Consider the following 23,521-nt stretch of genomic DNA (forward strand, 5'->3'; position numbering starts at 1 on the left):
TAAGAAACTATAGTTTCTCTTTTGGCTAGGTCTCTTTCTCGACCAATTTCAAAAGGCCGGGGAACCGCTCGTCCAGCTCTTTCTTCCTGAGAGAGCTCATGCAGCGGGTGCCCTCAGACTGTGTGTGGATGATGCCGGCCTGACGCAATACGTCGAAGTGGTGTGACCGGGTGGCCTTGGAGATCTCCAGCGGCACTTCATGACAGGCCAGGGACGCATCTCGCGAAAGCAGCTCCCGCACGATCGCCACGCGGCATGGATCCGCCAGTGCCTGCATCACAGCAGGCAGGGTGACATCTTCCATGGCAGGGTGGTGGTACGTTTTCATTTCTTTCGGACTTTTGATTTACCACTGAGGGTGGAGTTCGACAATGGATGGAAATTTTTTCACGGAATGGATGCGTCCATGGTTCGACGAAGTTCGAACTTGCTGGGAATTCATTATCATATGCCTTCCCTTCAAGATCCTCTCCAAGTCGGCGCCTGGACGCTGCCCAACCGCATCATCATGGCTCCGCTCACGCGTTGCCGCTCCAGCGAGGGCCGGGTGCCCAACGCGATGATGCAGGAGTATTACGCGCAACGGGCTGACGCAGGACTCATCATCTCCGAGGCCACCTCCGTCACCCCAATGGGAGTGGGGTATCCTGACACCCCGGGAATTTGGTCGGAAGCCCAAGTGGAAGGCTGGAAAGGCGTGACCGACGCCGTCCACGCCAAGGGGGGGCGCATCATCCTACAGCTCTGGCACGTGGGACGTGTCTCGGACCCAGTGTATTTGAATGGGGAGTTGCCCGTGGCTCCCAGTGCGGTCCAACCCGCCGGGCACGTCAGCCTGATCCGCCCTGAGAAAGCATTCGTCACCCCGCGTGCGCTGGAGCTTGATGAAATCCCCGGCATCATCGAAGCCTACCGCAAAGGTGCGGAAAATGCCAAGGCGGCAGGCTTTGACGGGGTGGAGATCCACGGGGCCAATGGCTATCTTCTGGACCAGTTCCTTCAGGACAAAACAAACCTGCGGACGGATGAGTACGGCGGCAGTGTGGAGAATCGGGCCCGTCTGATGCTGGAGGTGACGGACGCGGTGATTTCAGTGTGGGGAGCAGATCGCGTGGGCATGCATCTGGCTCCGCGTGGGGACGCTCATGACATGGGGGACAGCCACCCGCTCTCCACCTTCGCCTATGTGGCCAAGGAACTGGGCAGCCGGGGCATCGCTTTCATTTGTGCCCGCGAATCGCTGGGAGACAAACGTATCGGACCGGCCCTCAAGCGCACCTTCGGGGGCGTGTACATCTCCAACGAGCGCTTCACGAAGGAAACCGCCGAGCAGGTGCTGACCGCCGGGGAGGCAGATGCCGTGGCCTTCGGCGTGCCCTTTATTGCCAACCCGGATCTCGTGGAACGCTTCCGCCAGGACGCTCCTCTGAACGCCCCGGATCCCTCCACCTTCTACGGCAAGGGGCCTAAGGGCTACACCGACTATCCCACGCTGGAAGAAGTGACAGTTCTGGCCTGAGCCCCCAACGATTCCCCACCAAAGAACACTGATAATTGCCACTTCACTGACAGAGACATCCCGAACCATGAGCACCCTCTCTCACGCGCCTGACCTCACCCAGCGCCCACCCCGTAGTCCTCGCGTCCGTCTCGGAGGCTATGTCATCCTGCCTCGCATGCTCGACAAAGGGCGTGCTTCGCTCATCGGCAAGAGCGGCGAATACCACTATGCGTGTCCCCTGGACCAACGGTTCCTGGCTTTTGCCGGCATCGACCAAGAGAAGCTGAAGGATCTGCTCGCCACTGGAGCGGGTGATGAAGAGGTTCTGAACTGGATCACCGAGAATAGCACCACCAAGCCTCAGGATTGGGAAATCGCCCACTGGACCCAACACCAGGAACAGCGCACCCCTTCCGACGTGGAGACGAAAGGTTATTTCATCAAGCTCCAGGCATCGGTGAGCGAAACCCGGGAGGACATTCTGACGTGGTTCGACCTGCTGGACGCAGAAGACTTTGTCAGCTTCGGCGGCAAACGGTAAGACGAATTATTCGGGCTCCAGGCTGAGGCATGGAGCCCGAACTTTGTCTGGCCACTCTTCCCGCCGCCTGCTTCTTTAGACATTGCTGCAATCCGACCCACAAACCCTCCTCCGATCCATTCTCATATGAAAGCCGCCCGTGGTTACGCCGCTCAAAGTGCTGACAGTCCCCTCAATTTTTACTCGTTTGAGCGCCGGGATCCGCAGCCTCATGATGTGCAAATTGAGATCCTTTATTGCGGAGTCTGCCACTCAGACCTGCACCAGGCGCGCAATGAATGGCAGAACACGATTTACCCCTGCGTGCCTGGGCATGAGATCGTGGGCCGGGTGACGGCGGTGGGGGGCAGTGTGACGAAGTTCAAGGAAGGGGATCTGGCCGCTGTGGGCTGCATGGTGGACTCCTGCCGCGAGTGTGAGAACTGCAAGGCAGGGGAGGAGCAGTACTGCGACCACGCCCCGGTTTTCACCTACAATGGCCCTGACAAGCACTCCGGCACCCAGACCTTTGGCGGCTACTCGGACAGCATCGTGGTGGATGAGGCCTTTGTGCTGAAGGTGCCCGCCAATCTGGATCTGGCCGCGGTGGCGCCTCTGCTCTGCGCCGGCATCACCACCTACTCCCCGCTGCGTCACTGGAAGGTGAAGAAGGGGCAAAAGGTCGGCATCGTTGGCCTGGGTGGGCTGGGACACATGGGGCTCAAGTTTGCCCATGCCTTTGGCGCGCATACCGTACTTTTCACCACCTCCCCCAATAAAGTGGAGGATGCCCTCAGGCTGGGTGCAGATGAGGTGATCATCTCGAAGGATGAAGATGAGATGAACAAACACGCGTTGAGCTTCGACTTCATTCTGGATGCGGTGTCCGCCCAGCATGATCTGAACGCCTATCTCAATCTCCTGAAGCGGGACGGCACGCTGACGCTGGTGGGCGCTCCGGAGCATCCGCTGCCCGTGTCCTCCTTCAGCCTGTTGTTCAAACGTCGTCAACTGGCCGGATCACTGATTGGCGGCATTGCCGAGACTCAGGAGATGCTGGACTTCTGCGGCACTCACAACATCGCGTCGGACATCGAATTGATCAAGATCCAGCAGGTGAACGAAGCCTATGACCGCCTGCTGAAGAGCGACGTGAAGTATCGCTTCGTGATCGACATGGCTTCACTCAAGGAAACCACCGCGGCTTAGCATGGGAGTGCGGAACCTGGGAAATCCTCCTCGCTCGCCTCGGAAGTGGTGTAAGAAGAGGGCGCACTGAATTTGCGCGTGCCCATGACTTCCTCTTCAACTGCCCGTACGGCTGATGTCCTCCACCGTTCTACTCTGTGGATGATGGCGGCGGCGTGTGGGGCTTCAGCCGCGAACATCTTCTACAACCAGCCCCTGCTGGGGAAGTTCGCGCTCGCTTATCAGGCCAGCCCGTCGAAGGCGGGGCTGGTGGCGACTGCGGCGCAGGTGGGCTACGGTCTCGGGCTCTTCCTCTTTGTGCCCTTGGGGGACCTGCTGAACCGGCGCAAGGTGGTGCTGCTTCTCATGAGCCTGTGCACGGCGCTGCTGGCCGCCACGGCGGCTGCGCCAGGCCTGCAGACGCTGATCTGGCTGCACTTGCTCATCGGGATCACCACCATGAACGCGCAGATCCTCATCCCCTTCGGCATGGAGCTCTCCCCGCCGAAGGAGCGGGGGCGCACCGTGGGGGTACTCATGGCGGGGTTGCTCTGCGGCGTTTTGCTGGCCCGGGTGGTCTCTGGCTTTGTCGGGGAGCACATCGGCTGGCGCACGGTGTACCTCCTGGCGACCGGCGTCATGCTCGTCATCCTCGTTTCCTTGTACCGGGGGCTGCCGCACCGGCCGCCGGTGGCGGCGCACATGGGCTACGGGAGGTTCATGAAAGAAATGTTCCAGCTCTGGGCGCGGCTTCCGGCGCTGTGGACTGCGTCCGCGGTGAGCGGCCTTTCTTTTGGCTGCTTCACCGCGTTCTGGACCACGCTTTCATTCCTGCTGATGGATCGCTTTGGCATGGGCGCCTCAGCCGCCGGGGCGTTTGGGGTTATTGGTCTGGCGGGCGTGCTGGCCGCACCGCTGGCGGGCAGGGTCTCAGACCGTCGCGGCCCCCGCTTTACTGTGACCGTTTCGCTGCTGCTGATTGCTCTTTCCTTTGTCGGCATGTCCCTGTGGCTCAGCCTGCCCATGCTGGTGTTGGGGGTGATCTTCATGGATCTGGGGGTGCAGGCCATCCAAGTGGCCGCGCAGACTCGCGTGATGTCCCTCGTGCCCGATGCCGGGAGCCGGCTCAACACTTTCTACATGGTGTTCCGGTTTGTCGGGGGAGCCTTGGGTTCCTTCCTGGGCGCGACGGCGTGGGCCCACTGGCAGTGGGCCGGCGTCTGCTGCGTCGCGGTGGGGTTGGTGCTGGCGGCGCTGGTTGTTCATGCATTGGACCGGGGAGGTCGGTGATTCGGTAAAACGGTAAATCAGTAATTCGGTGAACCAGTAGCCCAGTGATGGATGGGATAATCGTCTCGTGAGGCCGTTGGCAGGTTCAAATCTCGCGGCAGCGTCTTGGAGTACGGTGGCTCGACACCGTTTTCTGGCCGCAGACGCAGGCCTCCAGTCTGCTCGTAGTAACAAGGCGATACGAGCTCCAACCACCACCCGGCGGCTGCGTTCAATTAGGCCCACACCCTTCCGGCTGGCGAAAACGGTGTCGAGCCACCGTACTCCAAGACGCTTCGCGACGGTTGAAAGTCTCAGGGTGGGTGGGAAGGGTATCGGTGCCGTACAAGAGTTGTGCCATGCAAAGGCACGAGAGATGGTTGCTACCTCAAAGTGCATGCTCATCCAACAGCACGCGAACCTTTCTCGCGCCCCCTTCAAACTTCAAACACGCCCTAATCAATGATCGTAGTGACCAGTTAGTCCTATGACACCAAGTGGCTGCAGTGAATCTTGAGCCACTGGAGGACTTCCTCCTGGAGTTCTTTGGTGAAGCCCCGCAATTCTACCGCTTCAGAGCTGCTCACTGTGCCGACTGCGTCATATTCGGCAGTGTTCCGCTTGATACGGCAGACGTCCAGATAGTCTGCCGACCCCTGATGCTTGGATCCCAAGATGAGGGGTAGGGCCGATCGGCAAGGTCGAGCGTTGGTCTTGGTTGCCTGCGCAACTTTGCTAGCAAAAAGCGAACGAATGTTCTCTGATTGTGAACATTTTGTCCGATGCACTGCGCCGGATGGGGAACGATGAACTTTGCAGGAAGGGCAGGTGCAGACCTCGCGGCAGCGTCTTGGAGTACGGTGGCTCGACACCGTTTTCTGGCCGAAGTGGCATGTCTCCAGTCTGCTCGTAGTAACAAGGCGCTACCGAGCTCCAACCACTACCCGGTGGCTGCCTTCAATTGAGCCGACCCCCTTCCGGCTGGCTAAAACGGTGTCGAGCCACCGTACTCCAAGACGCTTCGCGACGGTTGGGAACACAGGGCGAATGGGAAGTCAGAGCGCGGAGGGGCGCAAAAAAACGGCGTCCCGGTGAGGGGGCGCCGTTTTGTGAATCTGACGATGGGCAGTTGTTTCCTGCTTACTTCTCGAGCCGCACCATGAGGTCCTTGCTCTCCAGGGTGCTGCCCACGGTGACGAGGATTTCCTTCACCACGCCGGTCACTGGGGAGGTGACGGTGGTGAACATCTTCATGGCTTCAAGCGTCAGGAGGGCGTCCCCTTCCTTGACCTTGGCACCCACATTGACGGCGATGCTGGCTACCATGCCCGGCATGGGGGCACCCACCTGCAATGGGTCAGCGGGATCAGCCTTGAGGTTGGTCTTCACTTCCTTGCCCAGGGCCTTATCCCGGATCTGGATGTGGCGGGGGTAGCCGTTGAGCTCAAAGATGGCGGTGCGCTGTCCGGCGGGGTCTGCTTCGGTGATGTTGAGGAGCCGGGCAAAGAGGGTTTTGCCCGCCTCGAGGTTGATGGTGATTTCCTCTTTGTCTCTCAGTCCGTAGAAGTAGGCCGGGGTGGGCAGCACGCTCACATCGCTGTAGGAACTGCGGAACTTCACGAAGTCTGAGAAGACCTGTGGGTACATGAGGTGACTGTACAGATCGTCATCGGTGACAGCGTCTGCAGCCACGCCCAGTGTGGTGGCGAGACCGGCGCGGGTCTTGGCCAGGTCAACCTTCTCGGCGCGTTCGCCTGGGCGGTTGGTGAAGGGCTTGCGTTTGCCCAGGATGATCTTCTGCACATCGGCAGGCCATCCGCCCATGGGCTGGCCCAGACCGCCCTGAAGCATGTCGATCACGCTTTCCGGGAAACTGGTACCGGAGGGCAGTTCGTGCAGATATTTGCGGGCCTCGCCGGACTTCACGCCGCGGGTCACCATGAACATACACATGTCACCCACGACCTTGCTGGAGGGGGTGACCTTGACGATGTCGCCAAAGAGATCATTCACCTCCGCGTACATGCGGGCGATCTCCGGCCAGCGGTGGCCGATGCCCATGCTCTCGGCCTGCTCCTTGAGGTTCGTGTACTGGCCGCCGGGCATCTCGTGGAGATAGACCTCTGCAGTGCCGTAGGGCTCGGCGGTATCGAAGGGCTTGTAGAAGGATCGAACCGCAGCCCAGTAGTCGCTGAACTCCTGAAGCGCGTCAGAATCCAGGCCCGTATCGCGTGGCGTGTGCTGGAGGGCGGCGACGATGCTGTTGAGGTTGGGCTGGCTGGTGCAGCCGGAGAGGCTGGAAAGCGCGGCGTCACAGACGTCCACACCTGCCTCAGCAGCCATGAGGATGCTGCTGGCGTTCAAGCCGCTGGTGTCGTGCGTGTGGAAGTGGATGGGGATGCCGATCTCTTCCTTGAGCGCCTTCACCAGCTTCTTGGCGGCCATGGGGCGACAGAGGCCGGCCATGTCCTTGATGCAGAGCATGTGGGCCCCCATTTTCTCCAGTTCCTTGGCCAGCTTCACGTAGTACTGCAGGGAGTACTTGTCGCGCTTGGGATCGAGGATGTTGCCTGTGTAGCAGATGGTGCCTTCGCAGATGGACTGCGTCTCCTCACGGACGGCCTGCATCGCTTCGGTGAGGTTCGGCAGGTAGTTGAGGCTGTCGAAGATGCGGAAGATGTCCATCCCGTTCTGCGCCGCGTGCTTGATGAAGCCGCGCACGACGTTGTCAGGATAGTTCGTGTAGCCAACGGCGTTGCTGCCGCGGAAGAGCATCTGGAAGCAAATGTTCGGGATGCGCTCGCGCAGATCGCGCAGACGTTCCCAGGGACACTCACGCAGGAAGCGCATGGCAGTGTCGAAGGTGGCCCCACCCCACATCTCCATGGAGAAGAGCTGGGGGGCGCGGCGCGCCACGGCATCGGCGATGGCCAGCATGTCATAGCTGCGCACACGCGTGGCCAGCAGGGACTGATGCGCATCCCGCATGGTGGTGTCCGTCAGGAGGAGGCGCTTCTGCTTGCCCACCCACTCGGCGAACTTCTCGGGTCCGAGTTTAGTGAGGAGTTGCTTGGTGCCTTCCTGTGGCGTTTCCAGGTGGTTGTACGGCACCTTGGGGGCGGCGGCGAAGGCCTTGGCGGGTTTGTAGCCCTTGGCGTTCGGGTTGCCGTTCACCGTGACATCGGCCAAGTAGCCCAGGAGCTTGGTGGCGCGGTCCTTGCGCTTCTCGAACTGGAAGAGCTGCGGATTGTTGTCGATGAAGCGGGTCGTGGCCTGGCCAGCGGAGAAGATGGGGTTGGAGATGACGTTCTCCAGGAAGGGGATGTTCGTCTTCACCCCGCGGATGCGGAACTCACGCAGGGCGCGGTCCATGCGGCTGAGGCTTTGCTGGTAGGTACGGCCGAAGGTGGTGACCTTGACCAGCATGGAGTCATAGTACGGCGTGATGACGGCGTTGTTCGTGCCCAGGGCACCATCCAGACGCACGCCGAAGCCACCGGCGCTGCGGTAGGTGAGGATCTTGCCAAAGTCAGGCGTGAAGTTGTTTTCTGGATCCTCCGTGGTGATGCGGCACTGGATGGCATAGCCGCTCTTTTCCACCTGATCCTGTGCGGGCAGCCCGATGGGCTCTTCATGAAGCTTGTGCCCCTGGGCGATGAGGATCTGGCAGCGTACGATGTCGATGCCTGTAACCTCTTCCGTCACGGTGTGCTCCACCTGGATACGGGGGTTCATCTCAATGAAATACCAGTCCCCGGAGTCCACATCCACGAGGTACTCCACCGTGCCGGCGTGGGAGTAGTTTACCTCTTTGGCGATATTGACCGCAGACGCGCAAAGGCCGTCGATGATGTTCTGGTCAATGCCGTAGCTGGGGGCCTGCTCGATGACCTTCTGGTGGCGGCGCTGCACGGAACAGTCGCGCTCATGCAGATGCAGCACGTTGCCATGCTTGTCCGCCAGGATCTGGACTTCAATGTGCTTGGCGCGGCCCACAAACTTCTCCAGGAAAACGGCACCGTTGCCGAAGGCTCGCTTGGCCTCTGTCTGGGCTTCGTCCAGCAGACGCTCCAGGTCTTCCACCTTCTGCACCACGCGCATGCCGCGACCGCCGCCACCGAAGGCGGCCTTGATGATGAGCGGGAAGCCGATCTTCTTGGCAGCGGAGAGGGCTTCTTTGCGGTTGTCGATCGGGTCGTGCGTGCCCTGCAGGGTGGGGACCTTCAGCTTGTCCGCCACGTTGCGGGCCGCGGTCTTGTCACCCATCATGTTCAGCACCTTTGGATCCGGTCCGATGAAGATGATGCCTTCGCGCTCGCAAGCGGCGGCGAAGTCCGGGTTCTCAGAAAGGAAGCCGTAGCCGGGGTGGATGGCGTCCACGCCTTTTTCCTTGGCAAGGGCGACGATGCCTTCGATGTCGAGGTAGGCACCCAGGGGGCCTTTTTCCGTGTTGAGCTGGTACGCCTCATCCGCCTTGAAGCGGTGGGGGCAGAAGCGGTCCTCATTGGCGTAGATCGCCACCGTGCGGATGCCCAGTTCCGTGGCTGCCCGCATCACGCGGATCGCGATTTCTGACCGGTTGGCCACCATCAGCTTTTTGATCGGCCGGATCGCTGGGGCGGCGGACTCGGCGGCAGGTGCGGCAGTCTTGGTCTTGGCAGTCTTGGGCATGGTCGGTTGAGGAAGGAGGATGGGAGTCCAAATGGGAAGCTCGCGATTGTCGGATTGGATGCCGGGGTTTGCAAACAGATCATGGGAAACGTCAGAAACCGACCCTATTTTGAGCAGGATTGGCCCAAGATGGCGATTGGCATTTTCCCCCGGGGGCGCTTCAATGGAGGAATGAAGACGCCCGGAGTTGCCCTCGTCACTGGAGCTGGAAAAGGCATTGGCCGGGAGGTGGCCCGGTTGCTGGTGGAGAAGGGGGTGGAAGTCTGGGTGGCAGCGCGCAACGCCGGGCAAGCCGCGGAGGTGGCGGAGGCCCTTGGACCGCAGGCGCACGCGCTCACCCTGGACGTCACGCATGACGGCTCCGTGCGGGCTGCGGCAGCGGAGGTGGAGCAGCGTTCCGGCCGGCTGGACGTGCTGATCAACAATGCCGCCGTCCTCCTGGACCGGGCGGATGACATTGCGGAGGTCTCGGTGGAGGTGCTGCGGCACACCCTGGAGACGAATGTGGTAGGAGTCTGGCGGGTCATCCAGGTGTTCCTGCCTCTTCTGGAAAAGAGCACCGCGCCGCGGATCGTGAATGTCTCCAGCGGGGCCGGTCAGCTCAGTGACCCTGGCAACTGGGCACCCGCCTACAGTGTCTCCAAGACGGCACTCAATGGCGTGACCACCCAGCTCGCGGTGGCGCGTCCGCACATCGCCGTCAATGCTGTGTCTCCCGGCTGGTGCAGGACGGACATGGGCGGTTCCGGAGCAACCAAGTCGGCGGTGGAAGGTGCAGACAGCATCGTCTGGCTGGCGGTGGAGGCTCCCCAGAGTCTAAGCGGGAAGTTCATCGCGGACCGGCAGGAGATGGCCTGGTGATCAGGGGCGGGGGGGCGTTTTTTAGACAGGATTGACAAGATTCTTGAAGGATTAACAAGATGGGGATTTGGGTTGCATCTTGAGGGGGGAGGAGACTATCGGCATGAACAGCTGTTTTGCCGAAAACTGAAAACTGTGCTCCCCCATGTCGAAGCGATCTCACTATCTGGCGGTAACTGGTGCTTGGATACAGGTGTTCCCATTGGTGGGGATTGCGATCATGTCGGTGCAGATGAACCGCGCGGTGAAGGACATGCGGTTCGAGGATCCTGACAACACCGGCGCGGTGGTCGAAAGCATTTCGAAGGTCGCCCAACGGTTGGGGGAGGCGTCTCAGAGCGCGATGATCTGGGGCTTGCTCGGGATGTTGGGGATGGCGATGTTCTTGTTCGCCCTGATCAAGCTGCGCTACCGGCGGGTGTGGGCGTTTTGGTTCGCGGTGGTTTACGGTGCCGTATTGCTTCTGAGTTTTCCGCTGGGCACCGTTGTGGGATTGATGTCGCTGTCCTACGCCCTTTTTTGCAGGCGTGAGTTCTTTGAACCGCAGCGGGTCATTCTGGTGAGTGAAGGTGCGGCTCGAGTTGGTCGCCCACCGAGCCGGCGCTGGTCACGTTTTTGAAGGGCACAAGGCCCGGCCTATTCCAGGTAGATGGCATCTCCCAGACGGAGTTCATCGAGGTAATAACTCTTCAGGTAACCGAGGGTGGGGTGCGTATCAAGATCGCCCGTGTACTTAAAGTGGACCGGCACCCATGGGTCACCGGTAGAGGGGAGCTGCACCGGGGATTTCAGGGAGCGACTGGTCTGCGTCAGTTCCACCGGAGCTGAGAGCAGCGGGGATGTGACAGTGAGGGCGGACTGGCTGCGGTTCTCTCCCATAAATCGCACGCGCAACTTCAGCACAGGTTCACCTATCAGATGGCGAGGCAGCTCCAGCCACAGGGTGCCCTCTTGTTTGCCCCAAATAAGCAGATGACCGTCTTTGGTCCTGGGTTTGGTTGAAGCAAAGTCACCCCAGTGGATCTGAGGCTGCAGCCCCAGGTTCTGAGTCAGCGTGGGGGGCGTCAGACGAAAGAGGCGTTCCTCACCCAGCTGGACTTGATAGGCGCTGCCAGGGGTCTTGCGGAAGAAGAAGAGGCTGTCTCCAGCTTCGCCTTTCACGGGAGGTACGAGCTCGATGAGAGACATCTGGGGGTGCATCGCTTCAAGGGTGGATTCATGCCATTGGCGGCTGGCGATGATGAACCCTCTTTCAGCGGGGTGATTGAGCACGGCGGTGCGTGAGAGCGCTCCGCCTTGAGGGCTGTACACCAACCTGGTATAGCTGCTGTTCAGTTCGAGATAGGGTGTCTTATCAGGGGCCTCCGAGTAGGTGAATAGAGGGAATTCGGCAGATGGCTTGCCGGGGCTCTCCTTGAGCGTGGTGCCGATCTGGCTGAGGACTGCTTTCGAATAGAGCGACATTTCGAGATGGCGATGGCCTCCCAGGTCGCTGAAATGGGCGCCTTGATCGAGGCGGAACATCATGATGCCTCGGCCCCGGCCAAACTGATGCCACCCGAGTGCGGCCAGAAACACGAAGCTCAGGCTGCCCGCGAGCAGTGGCTGCCAGCGTTCTGATTTGACCAGGATCCTGCTGCCGCGATCCACGACAACCAGCAGGCCTCCGAGTGCGGAGAACGTGGCTAGCGGCCCCCAGCACCAGTTGGGGATGTCCTTGGCCAGATCCCAGAGGTGTTGGGGGTGGAAAGGCAGGGGGACGTGGGGCAGATGGGCCACGACGAGCGATGGCAGCAGCGCCGCAAACGGGAATACAAGTATGGCAGCCAGGCCTGGTTGCCAAGGCTGGCGACGCCAGTGCACCAGCATCACGAGCATGCCCGCCAGGGCCACCCCCACATACGGACGTGTCGCCCAGTGGTTCAAAAAGAAAACGTGCGTGAAATCCGACTTCCCGTCCAGGGGCGAGCGGGAGCAGGGCGTGAACTCCACTGGCAGCAGCAGCCAGCAGGCCGCCATGGAGGCTACGAGTACCGCCATGCCCATGCCAGCTTGTTTTCCTTGAACCCGCTGATGCCAGGAGCCAAGGATGGAGTCGATGGGTTTGCTCAAGAGCCAGAGAGCTGCCACCCCTACCACGGTGCCCACGCCGGCAAGCCATTGGGGCTGGTGCAGCATGGTGGCCAGTGAGAAGGAGAGGGGGAGCCCACACCACCACGCGACGGCGAGCAGATGCCGGCCCGGCCGCGGCAGGGGCTGGAGCACGAGCACGAGACAGAGAAACACCGCCAGATAGGGGATGGTGATGGCTCCAAACCCAAAGGCCAGACTGAAGAGGGCCCCGGCCTCCACCCCGGCCTGGCCTGACTCACCCCGCGCAGCCGCCCAAACCCACCTGGCCATTCCGGCAAACAGGAAGAGCACGGCGAAGGGCGTCTCCTTGGCACTGATGAAGAGCCCGTAGTCCCCCATCATGGTCGTCAGGAAAAGGATGTAGAGGACGACCGGGGCCCATGCGCGGCTGGCACCGGGAAGGAAGGCGCACAGGCGTTTGGAACAAAAGAATGCCAGAAGATTGAGCACCAGTTTGCTCCCGGCTGCGACCGTGGCCGCAGGGATGGTTGGAGCCAATAACACTGAGGGCCAGTAGAGCCAGGCGATGTAACCCGGTGAACCTTGGGCCGCCAGAAAGCTCACGCCGGGCTTCATCACCGCACCCGCCATCCAATACAGGGCGGCGTTGTCCGAAGCGTAAGGGAACTGGAAAATGGCAAAGGCGGCAAATGACAGTGCAAGGACCATCCCTGCCAGGTTGAGAGGCTGGCAAAGCTGTCTCACCAGACCCGTCAGCAGCCCGATGTAATTCTTCCAGAATCCCGGGCTGGACAGGCTGCAAAGAGCGATCAAGGCCGCATCCGTCCCTTGTTTGACAAGCCAGGCGGTCGCAGGCTGGCCCTTTAGATCCAGCGCCAGGGCATGCACCACGAAGAATTGCAACGTGGACCAGAGCAGGCCGAGGGCCATGGCGTGCACTGCGGTGTCTCCTGCGGCTGAGGAGAAGGGGATCCATTTTTCGCACCGGATCCGGAGGGCGTATCCCGGCAGCATCAATCCTGCGAGAAACCAAAAGACGGTAAGCGATGACGCAAGGATGAGAGCGGACATGACAGCCCGCCCCCTCTACCCGTGGAAGGCCAAACGTGTCAACGCCCGGTGCGGAGATTCGAGATTCAGGAGTCTCTCGCAGGACGGTTTAGCGGCATGAGGATGGAATATTTGGCCGACTCTTTCGTATGGTGGTTGTTCGCAACCTCCAACACACCATGACGCGCCGACACTTTCTCTCTGCCACCGCTGCCGCTGCGGCATCCCTGCCCTCCCTTCATGCCGCCCAGGAAGGCAGGCTGCGGGTGGCCGTGGTCGGGCATTCGGGGCGCGGTGCCTACGGGCACGGACTGGACACCATGTGGCTGCAGGTACCGGAGACGGAAATCGTAGGGGTGGCTGATGCGGATGCAAAAGGGCTGACTGGTGCCGTGACGAAGCTCAAGCTGAAGGAGGAGCAGGGCTTTGCGGAGTACACCAAGATGCTGGCAATGGTGAAGGCTGACATCGTCGCCATCGGGCCGCGTCACGTCGACCAGCATCGCGACATGCTGATCGCCGCCATCAATTCTGGTGCCAAGGGCATCTACATTGAGAAACCGTTTGTTCGCACGCTCGCTGAGGCGGATGAAGTGCTGGCTGCGGCGAAGGCGAAGAACGTAAAGATCTCCATCGCGCATCGGAACCGCTTCCACCCCGTGCTACCGGTCGTGCAGAAGCTCATCAATGACGGGACCGTGGGGCAGGTGTTGGAAATGCGTGGTCGGGGCAAGGAGGACCAGCGTGGGGGCGGGCTGGATCTCTGGGTGCTGGGTACTCATGTGATGAACCTGGCCTGCTATTTTGGGGGCAAACCCCTGGAGTGCTCCGCGGTCGTATTGCAAAACGGAAAGCCGGTGACCAAGGCGGACGTGGTGGAAGGGGCCGAGGGCATTGGCCTCCTGGCCGGGAACGAGGTGCATGCTCGCTATCAGATGGAGCGGGGCATGACCGTTTACTTTGATTCCATCCAGAACGCCGGAGTGAAGGAAGCGGCCTTTGGCCTCCAGATCATCGGCACCAAGGGGATCGTCGATTTCCGGATTGATGTGGAACCGCTCGCCCATTTTCTGCCAGGCAATCCCTTCCGTCCGGTCAAGGAGGCCCGGGCCTGGCAGCCGATCACCACTGCAGGCATCGGTCAGCCGGAGCCCATTGCAGATCTCGGCAAGAAAGTAGGAGGTCACCTCACGGCCGCGGCGGACCTGATCGCCGCCATTCGGGAGAATCGGGAACTTCTCTGTAGCGGGGAAGAGGGGCGCACCACCGTGGAAGTCGTGGCCGGGGTCTTCGAATCCCACCGGCTGGGCGGAGCCAGAGTGGCACTGCCTCTGATTGATCGCGAGAATCCGCTGGCGAAGCTGTAGAGAAAGAGAGGGGTGAGTATTCCAGAAATTATTGACAAAGAGAGACGATCTTGTGCACCTTCTCAAAACTCGTGTTTGACAGGGGCGCTAAAATGAATTTCATCGCCTATGGGCGAAATCTCATTGTCTCTCTCTTTCGACGACGTGCTTCTGCTGCCTGGCAGAAGCGAAGTGCTTCCTGGTGAAGTCTATTTGGGTACGCAGCTGACCAAGGCGCTGCCTCTGAACATTCCCGTGCTGTCCTCCGCCATGGACACGGTCACGGAAAGTGAACTGGCCATCGCACTGGCTCGCGAAGGCGGCATGGGGGTCATCCACCGCGCCTGCACCATCGATTTTCAGGCAGAGCAGGTGGCCCGCGTGAAGCGCTCTGAGAACACAGTGATCCAGAAGCCGCTCACAGTCCGCCCCGACACCACCCTGGCCGAGCTGGCCCGCCTGATGCGTGAGAAGGGCGTGAGCGGTTTCCCCGTGGTGGATGAGCACAACGTCCTGGTGGGCATGGTGACGAGCCGTGACATGTGGTACCTCGAAGACGAGTCCACTCCCGCTCACAAGATGATGACCCCCCGGGAGAAGCTGGCGGTGGGTGAGCCGGATACGAACTGGGAAGAAGCTCTTAAGATCCTCTATATCAACCGTATTGAGAAGCTGCCGCTGGTGGATGCCGCCGGGCATTTGGCTGGTCTGATCACCAAGCAGGATATTGAAAAGCGCCAGATGTTCACCAGCGCCGCCAAGGATGGCCAAGGCCGTCTCCGTGCTGGCGCCGCGGTGGGCGTGAGCGAGGACTGCGTGGATCGCGCCCTCGCCATGCAGGCTGCGGGTGCAGATGCCATCTTCATCGATGCTGCTACGGGGCACACCTCCCGTGTCATGAATGTGATCAGCCGGCTGCGTGAAGCGCTGGGCGATGGCACCCCAGTTATTGCTGGCAATGTGGTCACGAAAGACGGGGCCAAAGACCTTTGCGACGCTGGTGCGTCCGCCATCAAAGTGGGTGTGGGCCCAGGCTCCATCTGTACCACGCGTATCATCTCCGGCGTGGGGATGCCGCAGTTCAGCGCGGTGCAGGAAGTGGCTGAAATCTGCCGCCCTCGCGGTGTGACGGTGATCTCCGATGGCGGCATCCGCTTCTCTGGCGATGTGGTCAAGGCCATCGCCGCCGGTGCGGATCTGGTGATGCTGGGTTCACTCCTGGCGGGCACGGCGGAAAGTCCTGGGGCCATGGTCAAGTGGCAGGGCCGCACCTTCAAGGAGTACCGTGGCATGGGCTCCCTCAAGGCCATGCGCAAAGGCGCTGGCGACCGCTACGGCCAGAACTCCTCTGGCAAACTGGTTCCTGAAGGCGTCGAGGCCCGAGTTCCCTACAAGGGTCCGCTTGCCGACGTCGTCTTCCAACTCATGGGCGGTCTCCGCTCCGGCATGGGCTACGTGGGCGCTGACAATCTGCACGAACTGCGCGAGAAAGCCCGCTTCGTCCGCATCACCGCCGGCGGTCTCAAGGAAAGCCACCCGCACGATATCGTGATCACGGAAGAACCCGTGAACTACGAAGTGGGTTGATCGTCGATCCGAGTCAATAAATCAGAGATCTGAGTTTGAAGCCTTCCGCATCGGTGCCGCTAGTCGGCTGGTGCGGGAGGCTTTGTGTTTAGAGCTTGCTCGCCAGACATTGAACCGCTGGTTCGCGAGTGGAGTGAAGAACTTGAGAGTTCTCCGATGCGGCAGTTCCCATTTGTTCGTGAAATGCTTTAGTGCCTCCTATGGAACAAAACGCTTCTCCTGCCGCTTTTGAGTTTGCCTCGCTCTGGGAGCGACTGGCCGCGCATCTCATTGATGGCGTGATCATGATCGCCATTTTTCTTGCTTTCATGTTCCTGTTTACCCAGCTGGGCTCTTACAGTCCGCTTCCGGAAAACGCTGCATTGGTAGGGACGATGGTCTTGGCAGTGGGGTATCGGCTTTTCGGGGATGCTTTAATGGGTGGGCGCGCGATTGGGAAGAGGCGGATGGGAATTAAGGTCGTTGACGCAACCACTCGGAAAGCTTGTGCTTTCTGGCAGGGTGCACTTCGGAACGTGCTGTTCTTCATCCCGTTGCTGAATCTCCTTGATCTCCTCTTTCTGTTGCTGGGGAGGCAGGAGCGACTTGGCGACAGACTCGCCCGTACTTATGTGATCCGGGATGAACTTCTAGGGCCCCGACCTCAGAAATCCCTGTATTGAAGGTGCCACCATCTGGGAAGGTTCGGCGTAGTGACGGGCTTGGGCAGCTCCAAGAGAATGGAAGGCCTGGATGCGTATCTCGCCGGACCTAGGCAACTCACTTAACCCCTCCCCAATGCCTGATTCAGAGCCGCGATTGCTGTGTTGAGTTCTTGGAGATTACATCCTCCACCGAAGCCAATCACGCGATCGCTGAGGACAATGATGCCACGGTGCTGGACCTCGGTGGTCTGTTGATTTCCAGAATTGGATTGGATGGTTTGGAAAATGCCGGTGCGGATGTCCTGAACCTCTGCAGCGGGGACGAGGGTTTCATGCTGGGTAGCTCCGCAGGTTTCCAGGACTTGCAGCGCCTCAGGCGTGGCCGTGATCTGGTGATGCGTGCGGCTCATACGCCAGCCTGTGATCATGACCCCCAGTCCCATGACGCCGAAGGTGGCCACTCCGCCGCACCAGAAGAGGCAGAATCCGTTCCACAGGAGTCTGAAGAACAGTGGTGGACCATCTGCAGAGGTAATCCACATGCGTGCTCCCATCACGATCATGAAGGTGGCCACCGCCACGAAGGCAGTCCCCATGATCAGAATGCCCTTACCGATCTTTCCAGGAGAGATGTGGACCACGCTGCCGCGGCCCCGGCGTTCCACTTTGATCCGTGAGCTTGGGGCGGGGCCCAGTATGGAAGTGTTATCGCGCAGAGGGACCTCGGCAGATGCTGCCAGGGGGGCGGCCGTGTGGCGGAGGCTCACGGCTTGACGCAGTTCCTCACAAAGCCAGGCCTTCTCCTCCGCCGTCAGCGTGCTGCCAAACTTAATCTTCCTGGGGCCAGCCTTAATTTCAATGCCGTGGACCGGTTTGTAGTTTTCAGTGTAGAAGACCACAAGCTCGATGCTCGATATATCCTCACGAGGTAGTGATTTGCGCTTCGGTCGACCCAACGTCCGACGTTCATGGATGAGTTCCACAGCATCCACCTGCAGAACGTGAAAGCTGTGGGTTTGACGCAAGCCGGCATAGATCAACCCGACGCCGATCAGAACAAAGGTGCCGACGATCAAGATCGCTCCGAGGTCAATGCCCTCCGGTTTGTTCGCCGATAGCATGGCGACTACGAATAAGGAGGAGAACAGGAACCAGATGATGCCGAACAGAAGCATGCCGCTGCATCCGCCCTTTGCCGGAACCGTCCAGGTACGGGTGGTGCCGTTGTCTTCGACAGTGATCCGGGAACTGGGTGGCTGGACGGATTGGAGCCGTCCTTCTCCCAGCAAGTCCTCGGGAGTCTTGTCGCGATCTGCGGCGACTTCCATGAGCGATGTCGTGTGGCCGCAGTGGGGGCACGTGACCAGCATGTCCCAGACGGCATCATTTAACTGATGCGGGAGAGTTACGGCACCCTGGCATTGGGAGCAGGGGAGAGAGCGTTTTCCTTTGCGGATTTTACGTTCGAGGAACCAGCGCAACACGGCGCGCTGCCAACGGGGCAGAGTTTGGACTGACATGGTTGTCAGATGAATGGCTTGTTACTGAAATGATGATCCTCATGGGATGGATCCAACTGGTTCGCTGGAGGGGCCATGGGGGATGGATTTGATCTGCTGGCAGAACCGCTGTGGCCCGGGGAGGGCTTGCAGGGATCGGTCAGGGGAAGGTCACTCATGTCCCAGCGCTTGCTTGAGCGCGGTCGTGGTGGATTGGAGTTCAGAAAGGCTGCACTCACCGCCAAAGCTGATCACGCGATCTTGCAGGACGATAAGGGCGCAGTGGTTCACCTTGGTGGCTCTTTGCCGGTCCGAACCGGAAGCCATGGTGAAATAGATGCTGGTGCGGATGTCCCTCACGCCTGAGGCAGGGACGAGTGTTTCATGTTGCCAGTTCCCACGGCTCTCCAGCACCTGTAGAGCCTGGGGGCTGGCGGTGATCTTGAAGTGGGTGCGCAGCATGCGATAACCCGTGAGAAGGGTGCCCAACCCCAAGCCCACGAACAGGATGACGCTGAGGCACCAGAGGATGAAGAGGCCGTTCCAAATCAACAAAAAGGGCAGGGGCCAGGATCCCGAGAGCGGCAACCACAGGCCCCGTGCCATGATCAGCAAGAAGGTCGTGAAGGCGAAGATCACGCTGCCGAAGATCATGATCCCTTTGCCCAACTTCCCCGGAGCCACGTGAACGACGCATCCCTGTCCGGGAGTCTCGATGACCATGCGGGGTGCTGGTGCTGACCCGGGGCTGTCCGTGGTTGTAACCTCTGACGAGACGGGGTCCCGGCGCTGCCCCAGGAGGGTGCGACGCAGATCGCCACAGAGCCATGATTTTTCGTCGGGAGGGAGTGCGCTGCCGAACCGAATCCTCCCTGATCGACCCTTGATTTCGATCACATAGACGGGACGACGGTTCTGGGAGTACAGGCGCTCCAGCTCCACGCTGACGATGTCCTCACGGGGAAGAAACTGGCGTTTGGTGGAGCCGAAGACGTTCCTCTCGTGGACCAGTCCTGAAGCATCCAGTGACAAGACATGGCTTGAGAAACTCTGGAGCAGTCCGCCGATGAGCAGTCCGACGCCGAGCAGGACAAACCCCACGACGATCAGGGGTGGCACGTACCCCTGACTGGCGGCTTTTTCAGAAGAGAGAATGGCAAACGCGACGAAGGCGCAGAACGCCGTCCAAAGGGTGCCGAATTTGAGCAGCGGGTTCCAACTCTTGGGCGCGGGCAGCGTCCAGGTGTGAGTTGCTCCGTTGTGCTCGTGATGGATGTGCGAGGTGGCCGGGGGGCTCTCTTCTATGTGCTCCCCGGCAAATTCTTCTTTGACTCTCTTGTGGCGGTAGGAGGCGGTTTCCAGGACGGAGCACGCGTGACCGCATGCTGGACAGGTAACGACTGCCTCCCACAGGATTTCATCGCTCAGCCGATGCGGGGTGGGAATACTCCCCTGACATTGGGGACAGGGAAGAGAACGCACTCCTTTGCGGAGTTGTCGCTCTAAAAACCAGCGCAACACGGTGCGCTGCCAACGGGGCACTAGGTGTACTGACATGCATTGCCGGACCCTCCGGCACGGCTAGCAACGCGCATGGACGGAAAAAATCAACTCCTTCCTCGCGAAACCTTTGTCACTTGGTGGTGGATTCCCCGGGCGGTCGGTGGGACGGTGGCACCCCCACCATGCGAAGAAAAGCCCTTTCGGATGCCGAGATTGCCACGCTTTACCAGCGGTTGGCAGCGCATTTTATTGATAGCTGCATCATGGTCGCCGTCATGCTGGCGTTCGTGATTTTTGCGGGGACGATGGAGGGCGTGAACCGCTATTTGGCGGAAGGGCTGCGAATCTTCGGGGCTCTTCTGGCTCTGGCCTACCGGTTGCTGGCGGATGGTATCATGCGTGGTCAGGGGATCGGGAAGAGACGGATGGGAATCCATGTGGTGGCTGTCTCGACGGGGAAGCCTTGTGTGTTGGGTCAGTCTATGGTGAGGGCGTTGCCGATTTTCATCCCCTTCATCGGGCTGGTGGACGTGTTCCTGCTTTTGGTAAACAAGCGTCGACGTCTGGGGGATTTCCTCGCTCGAACAGAGGTGCTGCAGGGCAACCCGTCGCCACCACCCTTGCGGAAAACGAGAGCGCGGGCAAAGAAGAGCTGAGGATGGCGAGGGTGGTTTTGGGGTGTTGGCAACAAAATTGCTGCAACATGCCGCCAACCTGTAGAGAATCGGCGATGAAAAAAGTCAGCGGGGAAGGGCCTATCGTGTGTGTGGCCGTTGCCCGTGATCAGATAGCAATACCCTGGCACCTGCGATTTTCCCCATGACTGAGATCATCAAACCGACTGAACTGGAAACCGCGTCTGTCGCTCAACGGGTGGTGGCGCATCTCATTGACCTGGCGGTGATGATGGGGATTTGGATGTTGCCAGCTCTGGTAGGGGCGACAGGAAACTTTGCCATCTTGCTGTACCTCGTCGCCCTGGTGGCTCTGCTTACCTATCGTCTACTGGGCGACGCGGTCTTCGGCGGGGCCGCCTTGGGCAAACGCCTGCTGAGACTGCGGGTGGTGGATGCGGAGACCCGTCATCCTTGCTCCTACATGCAGTGTGCCATTCGTACCGGCATCACGCTCATTCCGCTGGCTCCCGTGGTGGAGTTCATCCTCCTCGCCATTGATGGCCAACAGCGCTGGGGTGATCAGCTCGCTCGCACCTATGTGCTGCGTTTGCACGCCAAGTCGGAGCCGTATCACGCTCCTTCGCATCCCATCGATTTTGCCGGGTTGAAGGAGACGGTGAGTCATCTGCATCCCCACGGTCATGCGGAGGAAGAGGGGAAGCGGTAGGTCGGTGATTCAGTAACTCGGTAGGTCAGTGCGTCAGTTGGGGTTCGACGTAAGTTTCTTTGGTGCTGGTCTCGCAGGAGTCACTTCTGCTTGTGCCCTAGTGGCGGGTTTCCATCGAGCCTACGTTGGGAATGAGGGCGGGAGGTTTCTACTCCGAAGGAGTTGTGGCGGTCTGACGGCCTTTCGCATGCAAGGTTCCCTGGCAGGCACTCGCTAAGGCGCCTGCAACCTTCGCCTTCGCGTCACGTCACCAAGATTCGACAGACGTTGGGGCTCCACGAAGGAGATCTGAGGCATGCTTGACGAAGTTCAGCCCTCATCAAGGCCGGGCTAGAGCTTTGGACAGTTTTTACTGACAAGTCTTGAATGTGAGTGAGTGCTTCAGGAGGGCGAGGTTCGCGAATCTGAGCCGACCGATAGACGTTTGATTTCCTGCCGCAGAGCTTCGTTCTCATTCTCCAGCAACCGGATCTGTTCGTAAATGGGGAGAGGTGGTGGGCCGGAACCTGATTGCACAACCCTCTCGTGACGGATCATGACATGGCGATGGGGGCCGGTCTGCGCAAGGGCTTCATGAATCCGGCCGGTCTGGTCCTGATATCTGATCCTGTAGGTGCGATACAGACTTCTCCCATTGAGGAATGCTTCGGAGTTGCATGACAGGAGGGTGTGTCCCAAGGCCGTCACATGGTGATCGATCAATCGGCGGCTTCTTCGACTCAACTCGCTGTAGCAGAGGACCGCCAGGGCCGCCATGAGCAACCAGAATGCAGGAAATAACACATGGAGAACGTCAGCTGTCATGCCGTTGTGGAGTGGCGTCGAGGTTCCTCGCTGCTCTGCAGCTCTGCCAGACGGTGTTTCAAGAGGCGATTTTCCTCCTGAAGCCTGAGGAGATGTTGCAGATCCGATTCTGAGGGCAGGTTGATCGCGCAGGTTGGCGTGTAGATGGGGGCCCAGTATTCCTGCGGTGCCTGATCCGGGGGGGCTTCTTCTTTGGAGTTGAGGGGCTTCTGTTCACCGATGAACACGCCAGCGATAGGAGTCACGGATGCGACAGCCTCATATTCCTGCCCTTCCGCGTCGCGGTAGCGGATCGTATAGAGCGCCCCATCCAAGACCGCGTGAGCATGCTGAGAGCGCCTTCCCGCAGTCAAAGTCAGGCCTCTGAGAGCCAGATACTCGCCGATGCGTCGAAGGTACTTCGGTTTTCCAACGCCGTACTTGCAGTAGAGAAAGGGCGGCAGAATTGCGATGGCCGCCAGAAGCGGCCAACCAATCGTATAGATGAGATTTCTGGCGAGCTCCGGTGCCATGCTTTGGTCGAACATCTTAGGGAATGCGAGTGACGGGGTCAAGATGCACCGGCAAGGCTGTCCTTTGCAAGTCGTCATCTAAGAGAGAGGGCTTGCCGAGTTCTGGGGAAACTTGAGATATGCGAGCTGAGAGCCGACCGTATCTCCTTGGCAATTCTGGATGCTCATCAGGAGAGTTTTTTCGAAATGTGTAAAAGCCAACGATTTTGAGAAAGAGAAATTCAGCAAGAATGAACCCAAGGGAGGCGTAAAAACCACGGAATATTTTGCCGATACGTGCTAAAAGTGTGTCGGTCACATTCGCCTGATCCAGTTTAATTATCTCCCCCAAGTTCTAAATCATGCGCTACTTGCTTTCCCTTGCCCTATTGAGTCTGGCCTTTGCCTCTGTTTGCACAGGGCAAACGGTTGGCCATTTCGACCAAAAAACGGCCAAGGGGGCATTCTATGTGTCGGTCGATGATCGGGCGACCCTTTACATCAATGGCATGCTCATTCACAGATGGTCGGTGGGGGAAGAACGTTCTCCTGAAATTGAGATTCGAACAGGAGATCGAATCACTGTGAAGCTGGAAGATGACGGTGGAGAAAAGAGGTTCATGATGATCTTCGCTTCCACAGATGGTCAGACGGTAGTGAGCTTTCGGAACCGGGATTTCAAGATCATCCCGGAACTTGATGCGACGGATTTCACTCCTGAAGAGTTTGAGAAGTGGAAGAAGTTTGCCGTCCAGTTCAAACACAAAGACCGCTTGCCCATAAAGAGTTATTCAGACTGGGTTTGGGGAGATTTGAAGAACTCGATTCTTGGTTGCGTGCTCATGCCCAAGATGTTTACACAGAAACCCAAGTAACCCTTGTCAGCCCCCGTTTCTCAAGTTCCCTGGGGGATATTGCCTGGCGCTTTGAATTGAGACGCTGTGGATGGTGCTTGTGCTGTGAGGCATGGGTGCCACCCACATGCTCGTTTTGACATGGTGTCGATAAACCGTCTCGACAAAATAAAACCGCTCCGCCGGAGCTAGGCTCAACAGCAGAGCGGTTTAGAGTCCCACTTGTGTCGTCTCAGAAGCTGGCTGCCGTTCCCAAGGAAAGCGACAGGGCGGGGACCTGCAAAAAGTACGTTTG

At 59.6% G+C, this 23,521-nt stretch carries 20 protein-coding genes; 12 read left to right on the forward strand and 8 right to left on the reverse strand.

Annotation, left to right across the window (positions count from 1 at the left end; translation table 11 throughout):
* Positions 1-25: 25 nt before the first annotated feature.
* Positions 26-304: a helix-turn-helix domain-containing protein gene (locus BV106_RS15430; protein ID WP_265595709.1), complete on the reverse strand. Its 279-nt coding sequence runs from the start codon at positions 302-304 to the stop codon at positions 26-28.
* Positions 305-448: 144 nt separating this feature from the next.
* Here BV106_RS15430 and BV106_RS15435 point away from each other — a divergent pair, with 144 nt between their 5' ends.
* The 4 genes from BV106_RS15435 to BV106_RS15450 all read left to right on the forward strand — a co-directional run bounded on the left by BV106_RS15435 (position 449) and on the right by BV106_RS15450 (position 4,499).
* Positions 449-1,519 (forward strand): alkene reductase, encoded by a 1,071-nt coding sequence (locus tag BV106_RS15435; protein WP_038166154.1) that lies wholly within the window; start codon positions 449-451, stop codon positions 1,517-1,519.
* A 67-nt stretch (positions 1,520-1,586) separates the two neighbouring features.
* The gene (locus BV106_RS15440) at positions 1,587-2,042 is read left to right on the forward strand and encodes a DUF5069 domain-containing protein (protein ID WP_038166156.1); all 456 of its coding nucleotides are present in this window, start codon (positions 1,587-1,589) and stop codon (positions 2,040-2,042) included.
* Between the two features lie 126 nt (positions 2,043-2,168).
* Complete coding sequence (locus tag BV106_RS15445) at positions 2,169-3,230, forward strand: NAD(P)-dependent alcohol dehydrogenase (RefSeq protein WP_038166157.1); 1,062 nt, start codon at positions 2,169-2,171, stop codon at positions 3,228-3,230.
* Positions 3,231-3,314: 84 nt separating this feature from the next.
* Positions 3,315-4,499: an MFS transporter gene (locus BV106_RS15450; protein WP_063767939.1), complete on the forward strand. Its 1,185-nt coding sequence runs from the start codon at positions 3,315-3,317 to the stop codon at positions 4,497-4,499.
* A 464-nt stretch (positions 4,500-4,963) separates the two neighbouring features.
* Here the strand turns inward: BV106_RS15450 and BV106_RS15455 are convergent, their stop codons facing one another.
* Together BV106_RS15455 and BV106_RS15460 are read right to left on the reverse strand one after the other, a co-directional pair.
* Complete coding sequence (locus BV106_RS15455) at positions 4,964-5,152, reverse strand: hypothetical protein (protein WP_051945909.1); 189 nt, start codon at positions 5,150-5,152, stop codon at positions 4,964-4,966.
* 466 nt (positions 5,153-5,618) lie between these two features.
* Complete coding sequence (locus BV106_RS15460; RefSeq protein WP_265595710.1) at positions 5,619-9,149, reverse strand: pyruvate carboxylase; 3,531 nt, start codon at positions 9,147-9,149, stop codon at positions 5,619-5,621.
* 171 nt (positions 9,150-9,320) lie between these two features.
* Between BV106_RS15460 and BV106_RS15465 the strand changes: the two genes are divergently transcribed.
* Complete coding sequence (locus BV106_RS15465; RefSeq protein ID WP_038166295.1) at positions 9,321-10,010, forward strand: SDR family NAD(P)-dependent oxidoreductase; 690 nt, start codon at positions 9,321-9,323, stop codon at positions 10,008-10,010.
* A 145-nt stretch (positions 10,011-10,155) separates the two neighbouring features.
* Complete coding sequence (locus BV106_RS15470) at positions 10,156-10,629, forward strand: hypothetical protein (RefSeq protein WP_038166159.1); 474 nt, start codon at positions 10,156-10,158, stop codon at positions 10,627-10,629.
* Positions 10,630-10,646: 17 nt separating this feature from the next.
* Here BV106_RS15470 and BV106_RS15475 read toward each other — a convergent pair whose 3' ends face one another.
* Positions 10,647-13,175: a hypothetical protein gene (locus tag BV106_RS15475; RefSeq protein ID WP_038166160.1), complete on the reverse strand. Its 2,529-nt coding sequence runs from the start codon at positions 13,173-13,175 to the stop codon at positions 10,647-10,649.
* A 158-nt stretch (positions 13,176-13,333) separates the two neighbouring features.
* Between BV106_RS15475 and BV106_RS15480 the strand changes: the two genes are divergently transcribed.
* From BV106_RS15480 to BV106_RS15490, 3 genes are all read left to right on the forward strand, one after another.
* Positions 13,334-14,521, forward strand: a complete 1,188-nt coding sequence (locus tag BV106_RS15480) for a Gfo/Idh/MocA family oxidoreductase (protein ID WP_038166296.1) — start codon at positions 13,334-13,336, stop codon at positions 14,519-14,521.
* A 108-nt stretch (positions 14,522-14,629) separates the two neighbouring features.
* Positions 14,630-16,087: an IMP dehydrogenase gene (guaB, locus tag BV106_RS15485; protein ID WP_038166162.1), complete on the forward strand. Its 1,458-nt coding sequence runs from the start codon at positions 14,630-14,632 to the stop codon at positions 16,085-16,087.
* 200 nt (positions 16,088-16,287) lie between these two features.
* Positions 16,288-16,749, forward strand: a complete 462-nt coding sequence (locus BV106_RS15490) for an RDD family protein (RefSeq protein ID WP_051945910.1) — start codon at positions 16,288-16,290, stop codon at positions 16,747-16,749.
* Between the two features lie 101 nt (positions 16,750-16,850).
* Here BV106_RS15490 and BV106_RS15495 read toward each other — a convergent pair whose 3' ends face one another.
* Both BV106_RS15495 and BV106_RS15500 read right to left on the reverse strand, forming a co-directional pair.
* Complete coding sequence (locus tag BV106_RS15495) at positions 16,851-18,251, reverse strand: hypothetical protein (protein ID WP_265595711.1); 1,401 nt, start codon at positions 18,249-18,251, stop codon at positions 16,851-16,853.
* A 150-nt stretch (positions 18,252-18,401) separates the two neighbouring features.
* Entirely contained in the window at positions 18,402-19,712 is a 1,311-nt protein-coding gene (locus BV106_RS15500; RefSeq protein WP_038166165.1) for a hypothetical protein, read from the reverse strand.
* A 203-nt stretch (positions 19,713-19,915) separates the two neighbouring features.
* On the opposite strand from BV106_RS15500, the gene BV106_RS15505 reads away from it, so the two are divergent.
* Positions 19,916-20,389, forward strand: coding sequence for an RDD family protein (locus tag BV106_RS15505; RefSeq protein WP_051945911.1), 474 nt, complete (start codon positions 19,916-19,918; stop codon positions 20,387-20,389).
* Between the two features lie 163 nt (positions 20,390-20,552).
* Positions 20,553-21,077 (forward strand): RDD family protein, encoded by a 525-nt coding sequence (locus BV106_RS15510; RefSeq protein WP_038166168.1) that lies wholly within the window; start codon positions 20,553-20,555, stop codon positions 21,075-21,077.
* Positions 21,078-21,458: 381 nt separating this feature from the next.
* Here the strand turns inward: BV106_RS15510 and BV106_RS15515 are convergent, their stop codons facing one another.
* Together BV106_RS15515 and BV106_RS15520 are read right to left on the reverse strand one after the other, a co-directional pair.
* On the reverse strand, positions 21,459-21,881 hold the full coding sequence (locus BV106_RS15515; protein WP_265595712.1) for a hypothetical protein: 423 nt from the start codon (positions 21,879-21,881) through the stop codon (positions 21,459-21,461).
* Positions 21,878-22,408: a hypothetical protein gene (locus BV106_RS15520; protein ID WP_038166171.1), complete on the reverse strand. Its 531-nt coding sequence runs from the start codon at positions 22,406-22,408 to the stop codon at positions 21,878-21,880. Before BV106_RS15520 ends, BV106_RS15515 begins: the two co-directional genes overlap by 4 nt.
* A gap of 326 nt (positions 22,409-22,734) precedes the next feature.
* Here BV106_RS15520 and BV106_RS15525 point away from each other — a divergent pair, with 326 nt between their 5' ends.
* A complete protein-coding gene (locus BV106_RS15525; protein WP_038166173.1) occupies positions 22,735-23,247 on the forward strand; it encodes a hypothetical protein in 513 nt (170 codons plus the stop codon).
* Positions 23,248-23,521: the final 274 nt, after the last annotated feature.

This window comes from Verrucomicrobium sp. BvORR106 (assembly GCF_000739655.1).
Classification (GTDB): domain Bacteria; phylum Verrucomicrobiota; class Verrucomicrobiia; order Verrucomicrobiales; family Verrucomicrobiaceae; genus Verrucomicrobium.